Genomic DNA, 13,772 nt, shown 5'->3' with positions numbered 1-13,772 from the left:
CCGTATATCGCTTGCTGCTCATAGACACCTCCGAATCGACCATTTTCCATGGCCTTGAGATGTCTAGGAAACCCTGGGCGTATCACGGCTCCGCCGGCAGTGCCTGCGATTGCGGATGGAACAGGAAATAGCCGGGCTGTTGCCAGGCTTGCGACAAGCTCAACTCCTGCGGCGCCTGCTCGTCTCGCCGGACGCCAATCTGCGATGCGCCGGCACCGCCCGGCAGCAGCAAAAAGCCTGCCTGGACGGGCGCGACACCAACGGCCTGATCCACGGCGGCCGAATAGAGCGCAAAGCCGGCAGCGTCGAGCGCGATCCGAGTGAAGATCATGTCTGCCATGGAGTGCATCGGTGAGCTGATCTCCGGTGAGCCGCGACGTACCTCGATCCGAGTGCGCCGATGGACGCAATGACGACGATCCGGATGCAGCGTGGTCGTCGGCATCAATGGACGGCGGTTGTCTGCCGGCCATCGCGCCTGCATCAACCGCGGACGTTGGGTACGCCAGATGCCGCCTGTGCGTGGTCGATCAGACCGCGTCCTGCGATTCTTCCTTGGCCGCCATGCTCAGCGATGTGGTGACATCGAAGGTGTTGAGTACCACGCCGCGCGCCGTCAACAGCATCGCCTTGTTCTGCGTGATATACAGAATCAGGTCGTCGTCGAGGCTGCTGTCCTGTGAAATAGTGACCGTGGCGTGGCCAGTGCGGCTATCCCATGGGAAGACCAACGTGTTGTCGCCGTATGCGAACACCGCGCTCGTCGAGGGATACTTCGAACGCGGCACGGCCAGCGAACTCGGCGTATACAACGGCGGCGTCGGGCCGGCGGCCCAACCGGCGATGTTGCCGGCATTGTTGTTGGTTACCAGCAGAGACGTGATGGGTTCGTTGTAGCTGTTGAATACCGTGACTTTGCCTGCCATGAGATGCTCCTGACGTTGTGGGTGAAGAGACGGAGACGGTGATTCGCTCCGTTTGCCGATTGGCTTGCTGCGCTAACGACAGTTTGGAAAAGGAATCCGAATTGGTATCGATGCGACACGTGAGACATGGCGCCCAGCGATCATCCTGACGAGGGTGGCGACGCGTTTGCGGTGGATCGTTCAAAGGTTCCCTCTGTCTGCACCTTGCCGGTTTAAAAAAACGCTACCCGACATAACGTCTCACCAGGTGGTCCATCTTCGATTGCTCCGAACCAACGGCTCAAATGCAGGTGGTTGGGTTTCTGCTTCCCTGCGGCGCATTGGAAGGGAGCTTGAAGACGTGGCAGGTCCTGATCGGCGCGGTATCGATGCGAACCGTGACATGGGTGTCGCCCCCTGCTCCTGGAGGTATTTGCCCACCGCCGTGCTCTCCTATCGTGAAGGTGCAGCTATTGGCGGCGTATGCGGTTCTGAGCCGATCATTTGAAGAGTTCGCAACCCGGGTGGGCCAGCCGCTGATGGAGCCCTCGATGTGGGCGACAACGGTGCAACTGGCGGTTGCGTGACCACTTGACGCAAGCAGCGTCAGCAAGACGGCTGCTTTGATGCCTTGATTGTGGATAGGCATATCGATGTCCTGACGAGAGTTGGGAGCTGCATAAAATGCGTTGGCCAACCTTGTCGGATGCGCCAATGGGAACCCGACATAACGTCTCAGAGTCGACGAAATCTTCAGCCGACCATGTGGTCCGGCGCATTCGTGGCGCGACGTCCAGCGAGGGCAATCGATGGTGTGAGAGCGGCTAACAAAGCGACTGCGCTCACCGCCAGGCGAGCGCAGCGGGTACCCGGTGCGGCATGTGCCACTCGTTCACTGTTGTTCTGAGTGCGCCGTCCATACCCAGCCGACGGCTGCTCGCGACGTTGGGAACGCCGCGCTTAAATGACCGCAGCCTTGACCTTGAACACGTCCACAGCGCGGATCAGCTGCACGAAGTGGTCTTCCAGCGCACGCGCGGCAGTGCTTGCCGCTTCTACCAGGCGGACGTTGTGTTGGGTGGTTTCGTCCATTTGGGCGATGGTCTGATTCACCTGTTCGATGCCGCCGGCCTGCTCTTGGGAGGCGGCGGAGATGTGGCCCATGATGTCGGTGACGTGCTGGACGCTGGTGACGACCTCGCTCATGGTGGTGCCGGCCTTTTGCACCAGTGTGGCGCCGTCGGCGACGCGTTGTACGGAGTCGTCGATGAGCCGTTTGATTTCCTTGGCTGCGTCCGATGAGCGGTGCGAAAGGGTGCGCACTTCCGAGGCGACCACGGCGAATCCGCGGCCTTGTTCGCCTGCGCGTGCGGCTTCGACGGCGGCGTTGAGGGCGAGGATGTTGGTCTGGAAGGCGATGCCGTCGATGACCGAGATGATGTCGGCGATGCGCTTGGATGAGGCTTCGATTCCGGACATCTTTTCGATGACCTGGCCGACCACGTCGCGTCCGTCCGAGGCGATCGCGGCGGCGCCCAGCGCGAGCTGGTTGGCGCGGCCTGCGTGCTCGGCGTTCTGCTTGACGGTGGAGGTCAGCTCTTCCATCGAGGCGGCGGTTTCTTCGAGACTGGCTGCCTGCTGTTCGCTGCGGCGCGCCAGTTCCTGATTGCCGCTGGCGATGTCTTCGGCGGCAAACCCGATGCTGTTGGAGGTGGTCTGGATATGCGTGACGATGTCGGTCAGGCGATGCACCGTGCTGTTGGCATCGTCGCGCATCGAGGCGAACACGCCGTGGAAGTTGCCGGTCATGCGCACGGTCAGGTCGCCGTCGGCGATGGCGCGCAGCAGGTCGGAGAACTTGGCCAGGTTCGTATCGGAGGTGGCCATCATGGTGTTGAGGTTTTCGACCATCAGGCGGAAGTCGTGCTCGAACTTTTCCGGCTGGCCGCGTAGTGCGAAGTTGCCTGCGCACGCAGCCTGGGTGAGTTCCTGGATCTGTGCGTTGATGGCGCGCAGGTTCTGCTTCACCTGCTGCATGGTGGCGGTGATGGCGGCCTTTTCGCCGGGATACTGTTCGATTTCCTGCGCGAGATTGCCCACCGCGTAGCTGCCCATGACCTCGGTCATGCGCAACTGGGTCTGCACGTGCGCATGCACCAGTGCGTTGGTGTCCTGCACCATATCGCCATATTCGCCCGGGAAACGCTTGGCGTCGGTGCGGTAGCTGATCTCGCCGGCTTCGTGGCGGGCGGCCATGGCGCGCTGGGCGGAGATCACCTCTTGCAGGCGGCGCTGCATCTGTTGCATGGCACGCAGCAGCTGGCCGGATTCGTCCTGGCTGGTGGGCATGTCCTGGCTGCGCAGATCGCCGTCGTTGATGCGCTCTGCCAGGCGCAGCGATTGGCGCAGGGGCAGCACCACGCTGCGGGTGAGCAGGAAGGCGATCGTGGCGCCCAGCAGCAGCGCGATGACGGTGGAGATCACCATCAGCATCGCAAAGCCGCGCGCGGTGGCGACGGCGTCTTTGGCGGCGTGGCGGTTCTTGGCTTCCTGCAAATCGATGAAGGCGTTGATGCTGGCCAGCCAGGCGATGAAGTCGGGGCGCGCTTCATGTAACAGCAGCTGCTCTGCCTGCGGTTTTTCGCCTGCCTCGCGCAGTGCACGCACGTTGGCGATAAACGGCATGGTGCGCTGCTCGATCGCCTTGATCTGCTGGAGAATGCTTTTCTCTTTGGTATCCGACGAGGCGGCAATCATGCTGTCGAGTGGCTGCGCGGAGCGGGCGTAGTCTGCGGCGAGCTTGTCGATCGATTGTTCTGCTGCGTGCCGGTCTGCCGCCTCGTCCATCAGCACCACATCGCGCAGCGCAATCGCACGGTCGTGGACGCTGCCGCGGAAGTTGATCGCATAGCGTTGTTTGACGCTGTTGACCTCGTTGATGGCGGTCAGCTGTTGGTCGATGCTGCGCACGCGGTGGATGCCGACGACGGTCAGGATCACCATCAGCACGATGATCGACAGAAAGCCAAGCGCCAGGCGTTGACCAATACGCAGATTCAAAAAGACATGCATGGGGGTTTGATCGATGATCCGACAAAGCGGAGAGCAGGGGAGTCCCGGCAGCAGCCGGGAGGCGAAGGCAGGTGCACGCTCCTCGAATCGACATGGCTGCCGCTGCTCCGATTGCGTCTCTACGTGTTCGTTAGCGACCCCAGCCATTGAAACTGAAACCGGCGCGTCGGCCGATTCAGGTGTGGTTGGTTTCGTGGCAATGCGACGTCGTCTCGATCGGGACGACACGTCGCAACGTCACCGCGCTGCGCAGCGCTTGAGAGCCCGGCAGGCTCAGTCGCAGCGCGCCAGATCCGGCGCCTTGATCGAGGGTGTCATCAGCTTCGCAGCGATGGTCTGGATGCTGGGTTGGCTGGCGAACTTCAGTGCGCCGTGCAACAGCTGGATGCCGAGCCGGCTATGCGGGTTCATCAGTCGCGGACCGATCTTGGGCACGCCCTGGCCCTGTTCGACCATCGGCCGCATGGCGGTCGCGTAGGCGGCGAATGCGCTCTGCAGATCATCGGTGCGTGCGATCTCGCTTGCCAATACATAGCCGCCGGTGACCGCCAGGGTGGCGCCGATACCGGCCAGCGGGGTTGCGCACCACGCCGCGTCACCGGTCAGGACGACGCGGCCTGTGTGCCAGCGCGGCATGCGCACCTGCCGCAAGGCGTCGAAGTAGAAGTCGTCGGTGCTGTCCATGCCTTCCAGTACGCGCGCTGCCTGCCAGCCGGCGTCGGCGAACTGTTCACGCAAGTACGCTTTCTGCGTTGCCTGGTCCCAGTCCTGTTCGCCGTCGGTGACCTTCTGCAGCGACAGCATGGCGCGGGTGGTGCCGTGCCGGTCCGGCCGCAACGAGATGCTGCGGCCGCCGGTAGTGTGATACCAGCGCCACAGGCGATCGTCGTCTGCGCTGCGTGCGATGGTGAAGTAGGCGATGGTCAGATCCATCCAGCGTGAGTCGTTTTCGCCCGGGAAAAGCTGTTCGCGCGTGGAGGAGCCGACGCCTTCGGCGATGATGACTGCATCGAAGCGGTCGCTGCTTCCGCTGTGGAAATTGACTGTCGCGCCGTTGCCGTCGTCCTGGATGCTGGCGATGCGGTCGCCGAAGCGATACGTCACCTTGTCGCGTGCGGCTTCGTAGAGCAGGCGGGCGAGGTCGCCGCGCAGGATTTCCAGCTCGGCGGTCGGGCCGTCGCCGTCGATGTCGTCGGTCTTGAAAGTGGCCACCGCATGGCCGTGTTCGTCGACCCAGGCAGTGCCTTGCTCGCCGGTACCATGGTCGAGTGCGGCCTGCTCCAGGCCCATGCGCTGCAGGACCTGACGGCCGACGCCGCGCACGTCGATGTTCTGGCCGCCGTCGCGGAAATGCGCCGCCTGTTCCACCACCACGACGTCGAGTCCCTGGTTGGCCAGCGTCCAGGCGGCGGTGTTGCCGGCGACGCTGGCGCCGGTGATGAGGATGCGACGCGCCATTACGATCACCCGTAGAGATAAATATCAGAGGTGATATTACAGGTCTGCGCCGCGTTGCTCCAGGTTGACGATCAGGCGCTGCATGAACGCGACGGTTTTCTGGGCCTCCTCAGCTGAGAAGCCTTGCAAGGCATCGGCATTCAAATCGATCAGCACCCGAGCGCCCAGCTCGGCCATCTTGCGACCGCGCGCGGTGAGCGATACCAGCGCAGCGCGGCGGTCCTGCGCGGTGGGTGCGCGTTTGATGAGCTTTTGCGCTTCCAGCTTGTCGAGCAGGGCGACCATGGCGGGCTGCTTGACCGCAGAGGCGACCACCAGGTCGCGTTGCAACATCGGCCCCTTCCAGGACAGCAGCAGAATCGGGCCGATCAGGGCCAGCGAGACGCCGTGCGGCCGCAATTCGGCGTCGACCAGCCGGTTGAAGACCCGCGCTGCGTGATTGGCCAGGTAACCCGGCGCCACTGCCGCCTGGGGGTGAATGCGTTCGTCTGGATCCTGCATGCGCGCAACCGTGTGATGCCTTTCAGCCATCCGGCGATTTTATCGGGCATCAAGGCGCGGGGCATGGGTGCTGCTCCCGGCGACGCGTTCACGGCTGCATCGGTGCGACCTTTGCTGCCTGGCATGGCACGCCGTCGTCGGTTGGGCACGCTGCCGGTCAGGCAGTCGTTGCGCAGTCGAGGCAGTGCATCGCCTGGGTGCTGCGCAGCGCGTGTTGCCTGCGCTAGCTATTCAGCAATGCCGGGTGGGTTCGGCTGGACGCAGCCGGGCGCAGGCCAGATGATAGCCGGATGCGCGTGCGCCTGGTCTTGCGATAGGCGATACGCAAGGTTGGCAGCTGGCCTCTCTATCAATGGTTTGAAAAAAGATGCAGGTAGGTGTGATCGGTAATCCGGGCCAGGGCCGCGTTGCGTTGCGCCCGTGGTCCAGACAGTGCTGCTGCCGCATGGCGCTAGCACGGTCGCATTGCGTATGAGTTCGTCATTCCCGCACGGCGACAGCGCCATGGCGCAGGCGGTGCGCAGCCACGATTGGGCGTCCACACCACTGGGGCCGAGTGCGCAGTGGCCATCGCCGTTGCGCAACGCGGTCAGCTTGATGCTGGGCTCGCCGGAAAGCATGTATGTGGTGTGGGGCGATGCGCTGACGTTTTTCTACAACGATGCGTATGCGCCGATTTTGGGGCCGCGTCAACCGCAGGCCTTGGGGGCACCGCTGCGCGCGTTGTGGGCCGATGCGTGGGAGGCCGTGCGTGGGCCGATCGAAGCCGCGTTCGAAGGGCGCGCGTCGCGCTTCGAAGAAGTGCCGATCGGCATGAGCCGCTACGGCGCGCCCGAAGAGACCTGGTGGACGTTCTCGTTCTCGCCGATCTATCTGGACGATGGCCGTGTCGGCGGCGCGTTCTGCGTGACCAATGAAGTCACCGACCGCAAGAAGGCGCAAATCCGGCTGGCCGACGAGCACGAGCGGTTGATCCGCCTGTTCGAGCAGGCGCCGATGTTCATGGCGTTCTTGAGCGGCCCGCAGCATCGGGTGGAATTCGCCAACCCGTGTTATTCGCGTTTGATCGGCCACCGCGACGTGATCGGGAAGCCATTGGCCGAGGTCTTGCCCGATCTGGTCGAGCAGGGGCATCTGCGTCGTTTGGACGAGGTGTATCAAACCGGGCGTGCCTTTTCGGCCAATGCGCTCCCCTACAATGTGCAGAGCGCGCCGGATGGGCTGGTCGAGCGGCACCTGCTGGATCTGGTGTATCAGCCTATCGCCGGGGCGGACGGTGCGGTGTCCGGCATCTTCGTACAGGGTCTGGACATCACCGATCGCATCAGCCTGGAACGCGCGGTGCGCGAGGCCGAAGTGCGCAATCGGCAGATCCTGGACAGCGTGATGGACTACGCGATCATCGCCACCGACCTGCGGGGGCTGGTGACGTCGTGGAATGAGGGCGCGCGGCGCATCCTGGGCTGGAACGAAACAGAGATGCTCGGCCAATCGTTGGAGCGCATGTTCACGCCCGAGGACGTCGAGCAGCGGCAGATCCTGATCGAAGCGGCCGCGGCGCTGGAAAGCGGCAGCGGCATGGACGAGCGCTGGCACATTCGCAAGTCCGGCGAGCGCTTCTGGGCCAATGGTTCGTTGATGGTGCTGCGCGAAGAGACCGGCGCGGCGATCGGCTTCGTCAAGGTGCTGCGCGATCGCACCGCCGAGCGTTTGGCGAGCGAGGCCTTGCGCAAGAGCGAACGCCGGCTCGATGCACTGGTGCGTGCATCGTCGCAATCGATTTTTTCGGCCAGTGCCGATTGGCGCGAGCTGCGTCAGCTGGTTGGCGATGGCACGCTGAGCGATGCGTTGTCGGCCACGCCGAACTGGCAGCAGGACATGGTGCATCCGGACGATCGCGCGCGCTTGGCAGAGGCCATTGCGCATTCGATCGTCAACAAGACCGCACTGGATCTGGAATACCGCGTGCTGGGTTCCGATCAACGCGTGGGCTGGACCTTGATGCGCGCCATTCCGCTGCTCAACGAGCACGAGCAGATCGTCGAATGGTTTGGCACCGCAGCGGACATCACCGACAAGCGCATTGCCGAAGAGCAATTGCGCCAGTTGACCGAAACCCTGGAAGAGCGCGTGCGCGAGCGCAGCGCGGCCTTGCTGTTGGCCGAAGAGAAACTGCGCCAGAGTCAGAAGATGGAAGCGGTGGGCCAGCTCACCGGCGGTCTGGCGCACGACTTCAACAACCTGCTGACGGCCATCAGCGTGGGGCTGGAGCTGCTGCAGACGCGCATCGAACAAGGCAAGTACGACCGTCTGGAACGCTATGTGGACATGGCGCAATCCAGCGCCGCGCGCGCCACGGCGCTGACGCAGCGGTTGCTGGCGTTCTCGCGCAGGCAGACCCTGGCACCGACCGCGCTGGAGGTGGAAGCGCTGGTGCGCGACATGCACGACATCATCGCGCGCACGCTGGGGCCTTCGATCAGTTTGCAACTGCGCCCGGCGGCAGAGTCGTGGAAAGTGCTGGTGGATGCGCCGCAGCTGGAAAACGCGTTGTTGAACCTGTGCATCAACGCACGCGATGCCATGCCCGATGGCGGCGAGCTCACCATTGCCATTGCCAATTGCGTGTTGAACGAGGCCGCGGCGCAGCAGCTCGATCTGCCGGTTGGCGATTATGTGTGCCTGAGCGTGCAGGACACCGGCACCGGCATGAGCGCCGAGGTCATGTCCAAGGTGTTCGAGCCGTTCTTCACCACCAAACCGATCGGGCAGGGCACCGGCCTGGGCTTGTCGATGATCTATGGGTTCACCCGGCAATCCGGCGGGCATGTGCGCATCGATTCGGAAGAGGGCGTGGGCACCACCATGTTGCTGTATCTGCCGCGTTTCACCGGCCTGCTGCCGGCCGATGAGATGCAGCACCCGGTCGAACCCTCGCTGCAATCGCCCGCGCACAGCAGCACGGTGCTGCTGGTGGAAGACGAAACCGCGATCCGTGTCCTGGTGTCCGAAGTGCTGACCGAAGCGGGCTACCGCGTCATCGAAACAGCCGAAGGCAGTGCTGCCGTGGAGCGCTTGCGCTCGCAGGAAGCGATCGACTTGCTGGTGACGGACGTTGGCCTGACCGGCGGTTTGAACGGACGCCAGGTCGCCGATGCGGGGCGCCAGTATCGACCGTCGCTACCGGTGCTGTTCGTGACCGGCTATGCGGCCACCGCTGCGGTTGGAGCCGGTCAGTTGGACGATGGCATGGAAGTGCTCACCAAGCCGTTTCTTGCGATCGATCTGGAGCGGCGCGTGGCGCAACTGTTGGGGCGGACGCCGCAGTAATCGTGCACACGGAATGGATGCCGCAATTGCTCCGCTCGCTTACAGCGTGGTCTGCACGATACCCAGCAGATCGCGCAACGAGAACGGTTTGGTCAGCAAGCGCATGCCGGTATCCAGAAAGTCGGCACGCTTGGCAATGGCGCCTGCGTATCCGGTCATGAACACGATGGGCAATGCGGGATACAGAAACCTGGCTTTGTCGGCCAGGTCGCGGCCGTTCATGCCCGGCAGGCAGATATCCGAGAGCAACAGGTCGAACGGACGCGACGTGTTGAGCTGTTCCAGCGCGTGCTCGGCATCGGCGGTGGCGACGACCTGGTAGCCCTCGTCGCCCAGGATATCTTCGGTCATGGCGCGGATCGCATCGTCGTCTTCGACCAACAGGATACGTCTGGTGCTTGCTGCGTGATTCACCGCTGTCCTCGAACAATCGCAACAACGCGATGTACTTCATGGGTAACGCTAGGCGGGTGCATGTGACGGGGATGTCGGAGTTGTCATAAAGGCATTGTCGAACAAAATCGGTTGAGCGCGCACTGGCAGCAGCGAATGCAAGCGGTGAGCGAGAAGGTCCGGACCAGCAAGCTGATCAATTCAGTCGTACGCACTGGGCTATCACGTGCGCGTGATAAATTGAAGGTTATGGGAAATTTGAAGCCGACGATCGCAAAACGCATCACCACGGGTACCGAGGGGTTGGATACCATCCTTCGCGGTGGCTTGCCACCCAATCGCCTGTATCTGCTGGAGGGCCAGCCGGGGTCGGGCAAGACCACGCTGGCGTTGCAGTTTCTGCTCGACGGCGCGGCCAGGGGCGAGAGCTGCCTGTATGTGACCTTGTCGGAAACCATCGACGAGCTCAACGAAGTGGCGGCTTCGCACGACTGGACGCTGGATGCGCTGAATATCTTCGAGCTGGCATCCGCCGAGGCGTTTCTGGGCGACGGGCGCCAGCAGTCGATCCTGCATCCATGGGAAATGGAACTGGACGGCACCATCAAGCTCATCCAGTCCGAAGTGGACCGGATCAAGCCGACCCGTGTGGTGTTCGATTCGCTGTCCGAGTTGCGCCTGCTGGCGCAGGATCCGCTGCGCTACCGGCGGCAGGTGTTGGCGCTCAAGCAGTTCTTTTCTCCGCGCAACATCACCGTGTTTCTGGTGGACGATCTCACCGGCGAAAATGGTCAGCGCGATGCGCATCTGCACAGCCTGTGCCATGGCGTGATCTCGCTGGAGCGCATGACGCTGGATTTCGGCGCGGCACGTCGGCGCATGCAGGTGCAGAAATTGCGTGGTGTGGATTTTGTCGCCGGCTATCACGACCTGACCATCACCACCGGTGGCATGCGCATCTACCCGCGCCTGATCGCCTCCGATCACCACGTGCCGTTCATTGGCGATGCGGTGTCCAGTGGCGTCGAGCGCATCGATGCGCTGCTGTATGGCGGGCCGCTGCGTGGCACCAGCACGCTGCTGACCGGGCCGGCCGGCTCGGGCAAGACCAATATCGCGCTGCAGTACGTTGCCGCTGCCTGCGAGCGCGGTGAGCACTGCTGCATCCTGGAGTTCGATGAGCGCACCGGCACCTTGCTGACGCGCGCCGAAAGCCTGGGCATGGATCTGCGCAAGCATCTGGACTCGGGTCTGCTGGAACTGCATCAGATGGACCCGGCCGAACTGACACCGGGCGAGTTCGCCTGGGCAGTGCGTGGCAGTGTCGAAGAACGTCAATGCCGCGTGTTGGTGATCGACAGCCTCAACGGCTATCTGTCGTCGATGCCGCAGGAAAAGCAGCTGATGCTGCAGATGCACGAGCTGTTGTCGTATCTCAACCAGAGCGGCGTGACCACGTTTCTGGTCAACCCGCAGCATGGTCTGGTGGGCACGATGTCGACCGGCAATCTCAATATTTCGTACCTGGCCGATACCGTCGTCCTGTTCCGCTTCTTCGAAGCGCAAGGACGCATTCGCAAGGCCTTGTCGGTGATCAAGAATCGCAGCGGCGCGCATGAGGATTCGATCCGTGAGTTGCGCATCGGTAGCGGCGGGATCCATTTGAGCGAGCCGCTGGAGAAATTCCACGGTGTGCTGACCGGTACTCCGCAATTTGTCGGAGACGATGCGCCGTTGCTGGATCGTCCACTTGACCACCTGTGACCTAGACGGCTCGATTGTCCACATCATTGCGCCGTTCGGGCGCGATGCGGAAAGCATCGCCGACATCATTGGCCAACGCGGGCTGACGCGCCGAGTCTATGCCTCGCTGGCGGCGTTGGCGGGTGATCTGCTCGACACCTCGGGCGTGGTGGTGCTGACCGAAGAGGCCGTCGGCGGCGACCTGCAGCAGTTGTCGCAGATGTTGCATGGACAGGCCGCGTGGTCGGATATTCCGTTCGTGCTGCTGCGTGCGCCGCGCGGCACCCATAGCGGGCGTCAGGGCACGTTGCCGGCCGAGGTGACCAACGTCATCGAGCTGGAGCGGCCATTGAGTTCGGCCTCGTTGCTGAGTGCCATTTCCACCGCGTTGCGCTCGCGGCAGAAACAGTTCGTCATCCGCGACCAGATGGCGCAGCTGGCCGAAAGCAAGGCGGCGTTGGCGCTGAGCGAAGCCGAATTGCGTCGCGTCACCGATGCGTTGCCGGTGTTGATCGCCTTTATCGACAAGAACCTGATCTATCGCTTTGCCAATCGCTCGTACGAAGACTGGATCGGGGTGCCGCCTGCCGATGTAATCGGGCGGCCACTGGTGGATGTGGTCGGGCCGGCAGTGGTGGCGGAGCGGCGCGCCTGGATCGAGGCGGCGCTGGCCGGACAGGCATTGACGGTGGAAACCAGTTGGCCGCATGCCGATGGGCGCCGACGAGATGCGGAAATCCGTTATATGCCGCGCCTGGATGCCAATGGCGAGGTGGATGGTTTCCACGTGTTTGCCACCGATGTGACCGCACGCATGCTGGCGTTGGAGTCGATGCAGCAGCAGGCCAACCTGCTCGAGGTCAAGGTGGCCGAGCGCACTGCCGAGTTGCAGCAGCAGATGCAGGCGCGCGAATCCAGCGAAGCCGCGTTGCGGCAGGCGCAGAAGATGGAGGCGGTGGGCCAGCTGACCGGCGGTATCGCGCACGACTTCAACAACATGCTCACCGGTATTTTGTCCGCGCTGGATCTGGCGCGGCTGCGCATCGATCAAGGCCGCACCGAGGGGCTGGGCCGCTTTCTGGATGTGGCCTCGGCCTCGGCCTTGCGGGCCGCCGCGCTGACCCAGCGGTTGCTGGCGTTTTCGCGCCGGCAATCGCTGGAAGCGCGTCACCTGCATCTGAACGATCTGGTGGTGTCGCTGCAGGAATTGCTGGCGCGTACGCTGGGCGAATCCGTGCGGCTGGAAACCGATCTGCACGCCAACATGCCGCAGGCCTATGTAGACGAAAACCAGTTGGAGAGCGCGCTGCTCAATCTGGCGATCAACGCACGCGATGCCATGCCCGGTGGTGGTCAATTACGAATCGCCACGCGTCATCTGCTGGTCGATGCGCAGCCGCTCGAACTGGGCCGTGGCGTGACGCTGGCGCCCGGCAATTATGCGGTGGTGTCGGTCACGGACAGCGGTACCGGCATGCCGATGGATGTGCTGGAGCGCGTGTTCGAGCCGTTCTACACCACCAAGCCGATCGGGCAGGGCACCGGCCTAGGCATGTCGATGATCTACGGCTTCATGCAGCAGTCCAACGGGCAGGTGTGGGTGGAGTCGACGATGGGCGTGGGCACCACCGTCAGTCTCTATCTGCCGGCGGGCGTGCATCTGCAGCCAGCGCAGCCGCTGCCGCAGGCCGGTGCGGTGGTCACCGGGAGAGGCCAGCAGGTGCTGGTGGTGGAAGACGACGAACAGGTGCGCTTGCTGGTCACCGAGCTGCTCAACGAATTGGGCTACGAGGCCGATGTGGTCGCCGATGCGGATGCCGCACTGCCGATTCTGGCCTCGCAACGGCGGATCGATCTGCTGGTGACCGACGTGGGCCTGCCTGGACTCAACGGGCGCCAGCTGGCGGAAATCGCACGTCAGTCACGCCGCGATCTGCCGGTGATCTTCATGACCGGCTATGCGGAAACCGCGCGCGATCGTGGCGAATTTCTGGGCGAAGGCATGAGCATGATCGCCAAGCCTTTTACGCTGGGCGAATTCAGCGGCAAGTTGCACGAAGTGCTGGGGCCTTCGGTCTGAGGGCAGAGCACGTTTGACCCCATGTGCATTTAGTTGTGGATTGCCCATGGCTTCCGAGCCGCTAACAAAACCTCTTGCATGTTGTATCGATGGTAAGAGTTGCCGACATGGCAAATCGCAAACGGATTCCCATCGCTGTGGAAGATCTCGAACCGCTGATTTCGCAAGTGAGGCGTTCGCCCTCAAGCGGACGGCCGCAGCCAGTGAGTCAGTCGAGGGCGCGGTGCCCTCACCGCTCGCGGGACACGCCGCAAGTACGTCCATGTAGGCTCGGTGGCGGCATCCATGCC

Annotated in this window: 10 protein-coding genes and 1 other RNA gene; 4 read left to right on the top strand and 7 right to left on the bottom strand. The window is 63.2% G+C overall.

The window, feature by feature from the left end; genetic code table 11:
• Window positions 1-82: 82 nt before the first annotated feature.
• The 3 genes from XcyCFBP4188_RS21680 to XcyCFBP4188_RS23295 all read right to left on the bottom strand — a co-directional run bounded on the left by XcyCFBP4188_RS21680 (window position 83) and on the right by XcyCFBP4188_RS23295 (window position 1,554).
• Entirely contained in the window at window positions 83-340 is a 258-nt protein-coding gene (locus tag XcyCFBP4188_RS21680) for a hypothetical protein (RefSeq protein ID WP_146094077.1), read from the bottom strand.
• A 190-nt stretch (window positions 341-530) separates the two neighbouring features.
• Window positions 531-926 carry a hypothetical protein gene (locus XcyCFBP4188_RS21675; protein WP_006450355.1) on the bottom strand — a complete coding sequence of 132 codons (396 nt, stop codon included), beginning with the start codon at window positions 924-926 and terminating at the stop codon, window positions 531-533.
• Window positions 927-1,206: 280 nt separating this feature from the next.
• Window positions 1,207-1,554, bottom strand: coding sequence for a hypothetical protein (locus XcyCFBP4188_RS23295; protein WP_139051566.1), 348 nt, complete (start codon window positions 1,552-1,554; stop codon window positions 1,207-1,209).
• A 230-nt stretch (window positions 1,555-1,784) separates the two neighbouring features.
• Between XcyCFBP4188_RS23295 and XcyCFBP4188_RS21665 the strand changes: the two genes are divergently transcribed.
• Window positions 1,785-1,861, top strand: a non-coding RNA gene (locus XcyCFBP4188_RS21665) — sX9 sRNA.
• A gap of 4 nt (window positions 1,862-1,865) precedes the next feature.
• On the opposite strand, the gene XcyCFBP4188_RS21660 is transcribed toward XcyCFBP4188_RS21665, so the two are convergent.
• From XcyCFBP4188_RS21660 to XcyCFBP4188_RS21650, 3 genes are all read right to left on the bottom strand, one after another.
• Window positions 1,866-3,977, bottom strand: coding sequence for a methyl-accepting chemotaxis protein (locus XcyCFBP4188_RS21660; protein ID WP_104592835.1), 2,112 nt, complete (start codon window positions 3,975-3,977; stop codon window positions 1,866-1,868).
• Between the two features lie 273 nt (window positions 3,978-4,250).
• The gene (locus XcyCFBP4188_RS21655) at window positions 4,251-5,435 is read right to left on the bottom strand and encodes an FAD-dependent monooxygenase (protein ID WP_006450353.1); all 1,185 of its coding nucleotides are present in this window, start codon (window positions 5,433-5,435) and stop codon (window positions 4,251-4,253) included.
• Window positions 5,436-5,471: 36 nt separating this feature from the next.
• Window positions 5,472-5,936, bottom strand: coding sequence for a MarR family winged helix-turn-helix transcriptional regulator (locus tag XcyCFBP4188_RS21650; protein ID WP_043908654.1), 465 nt, complete (start codon window positions 5,934-5,936; stop codon window positions 5,472-5,474).
• A 471-nt stretch (window positions 5,937-6,407) separates the two neighbouring features.
• Here XcyCFBP4188_RS21650 and XcyCFBP4188_RS21645 point away from each other — a divergent pair, with 471 nt between their 5' ends.
• Complete coding sequence (locus XcyCFBP4188_RS21645) at window positions 6,408-9,266, top strand: hybrid sensor histidine kinase/response regulator (RefSeq protein ID WP_104592834.1); 2,859 nt, start codon at window positions 6,408-6,410, stop codon at window positions 9,264-9,266.
• A gap of 39 nt (window positions 9,267-9,305) precedes the next feature.
• Here the strand turns inward: XcyCFBP4188_RS21645 and XcyCFBP4188_RS21640 are convergent, their stop codons facing one another.
• The gene (locus XcyCFBP4188_RS21640; protein WP_043908658.1) at window positions 9,306-9,650 is read right to left on the bottom strand and encodes a response regulator; all 345 of its coding nucleotides are present in this window, start codon (window positions 9,648-9,650) and stop codon (window positions 9,306-9,308) included.
• 258 nt (window positions 9,651-9,908) lie between these two features.
• On the opposite strand from XcyCFBP4188_RS21640, the gene XcyCFBP4188_RS21635 reads away from it, so the two are divergent.
• Together XcyCFBP4188_RS21635 and XcyCFBP4188_RS21630 are read left to right on the top strand one after the other, a co-directional pair.
• On the top strand, window positions 9,909-11,423 hold the full coding sequence (locus tag XcyCFBP4188_RS21635; protein WP_043908652.1) for an ATPase domain-containing protein: 1,515 nt from the start codon (window positions 9,909-9,911) through the stop codon (window positions 11,421-11,423).
• Window positions 11,410-13,482 (top strand): ATP-binding protein, encoded by a 2,073-nt coding sequence (locus tag XcyCFBP4188_RS21630; protein ID WP_043908650.1) that lies wholly within the window; start codon window positions 11,410-11,412, stop codon window positions 13,480-13,482. Before XcyCFBP4188_RS21635 ends, XcyCFBP4188_RS21630 begins: the two co-directional genes overlap by 14 nt.
• Window positions 13,483-13,772 lie beyond the last annotated feature (290 nt).

The sequence above is a fragment of the Xanthomonas hortorum pv. cynarae genome (genome assembly GCF_002939985.1).
Taxonomy (GTDB): Bacteria; Pseudomonadota; Gammaproteobacteria; order Xanthomonadales; family Xanthomonadaceae; genus Xanthomonas; species Xanthomonas hortorum_D.
The sequence above is the reverse complement of the archived record's forward strand: the minus strand, read 5'-3'. Positions and strand labels throughout refer to the sequence as shown.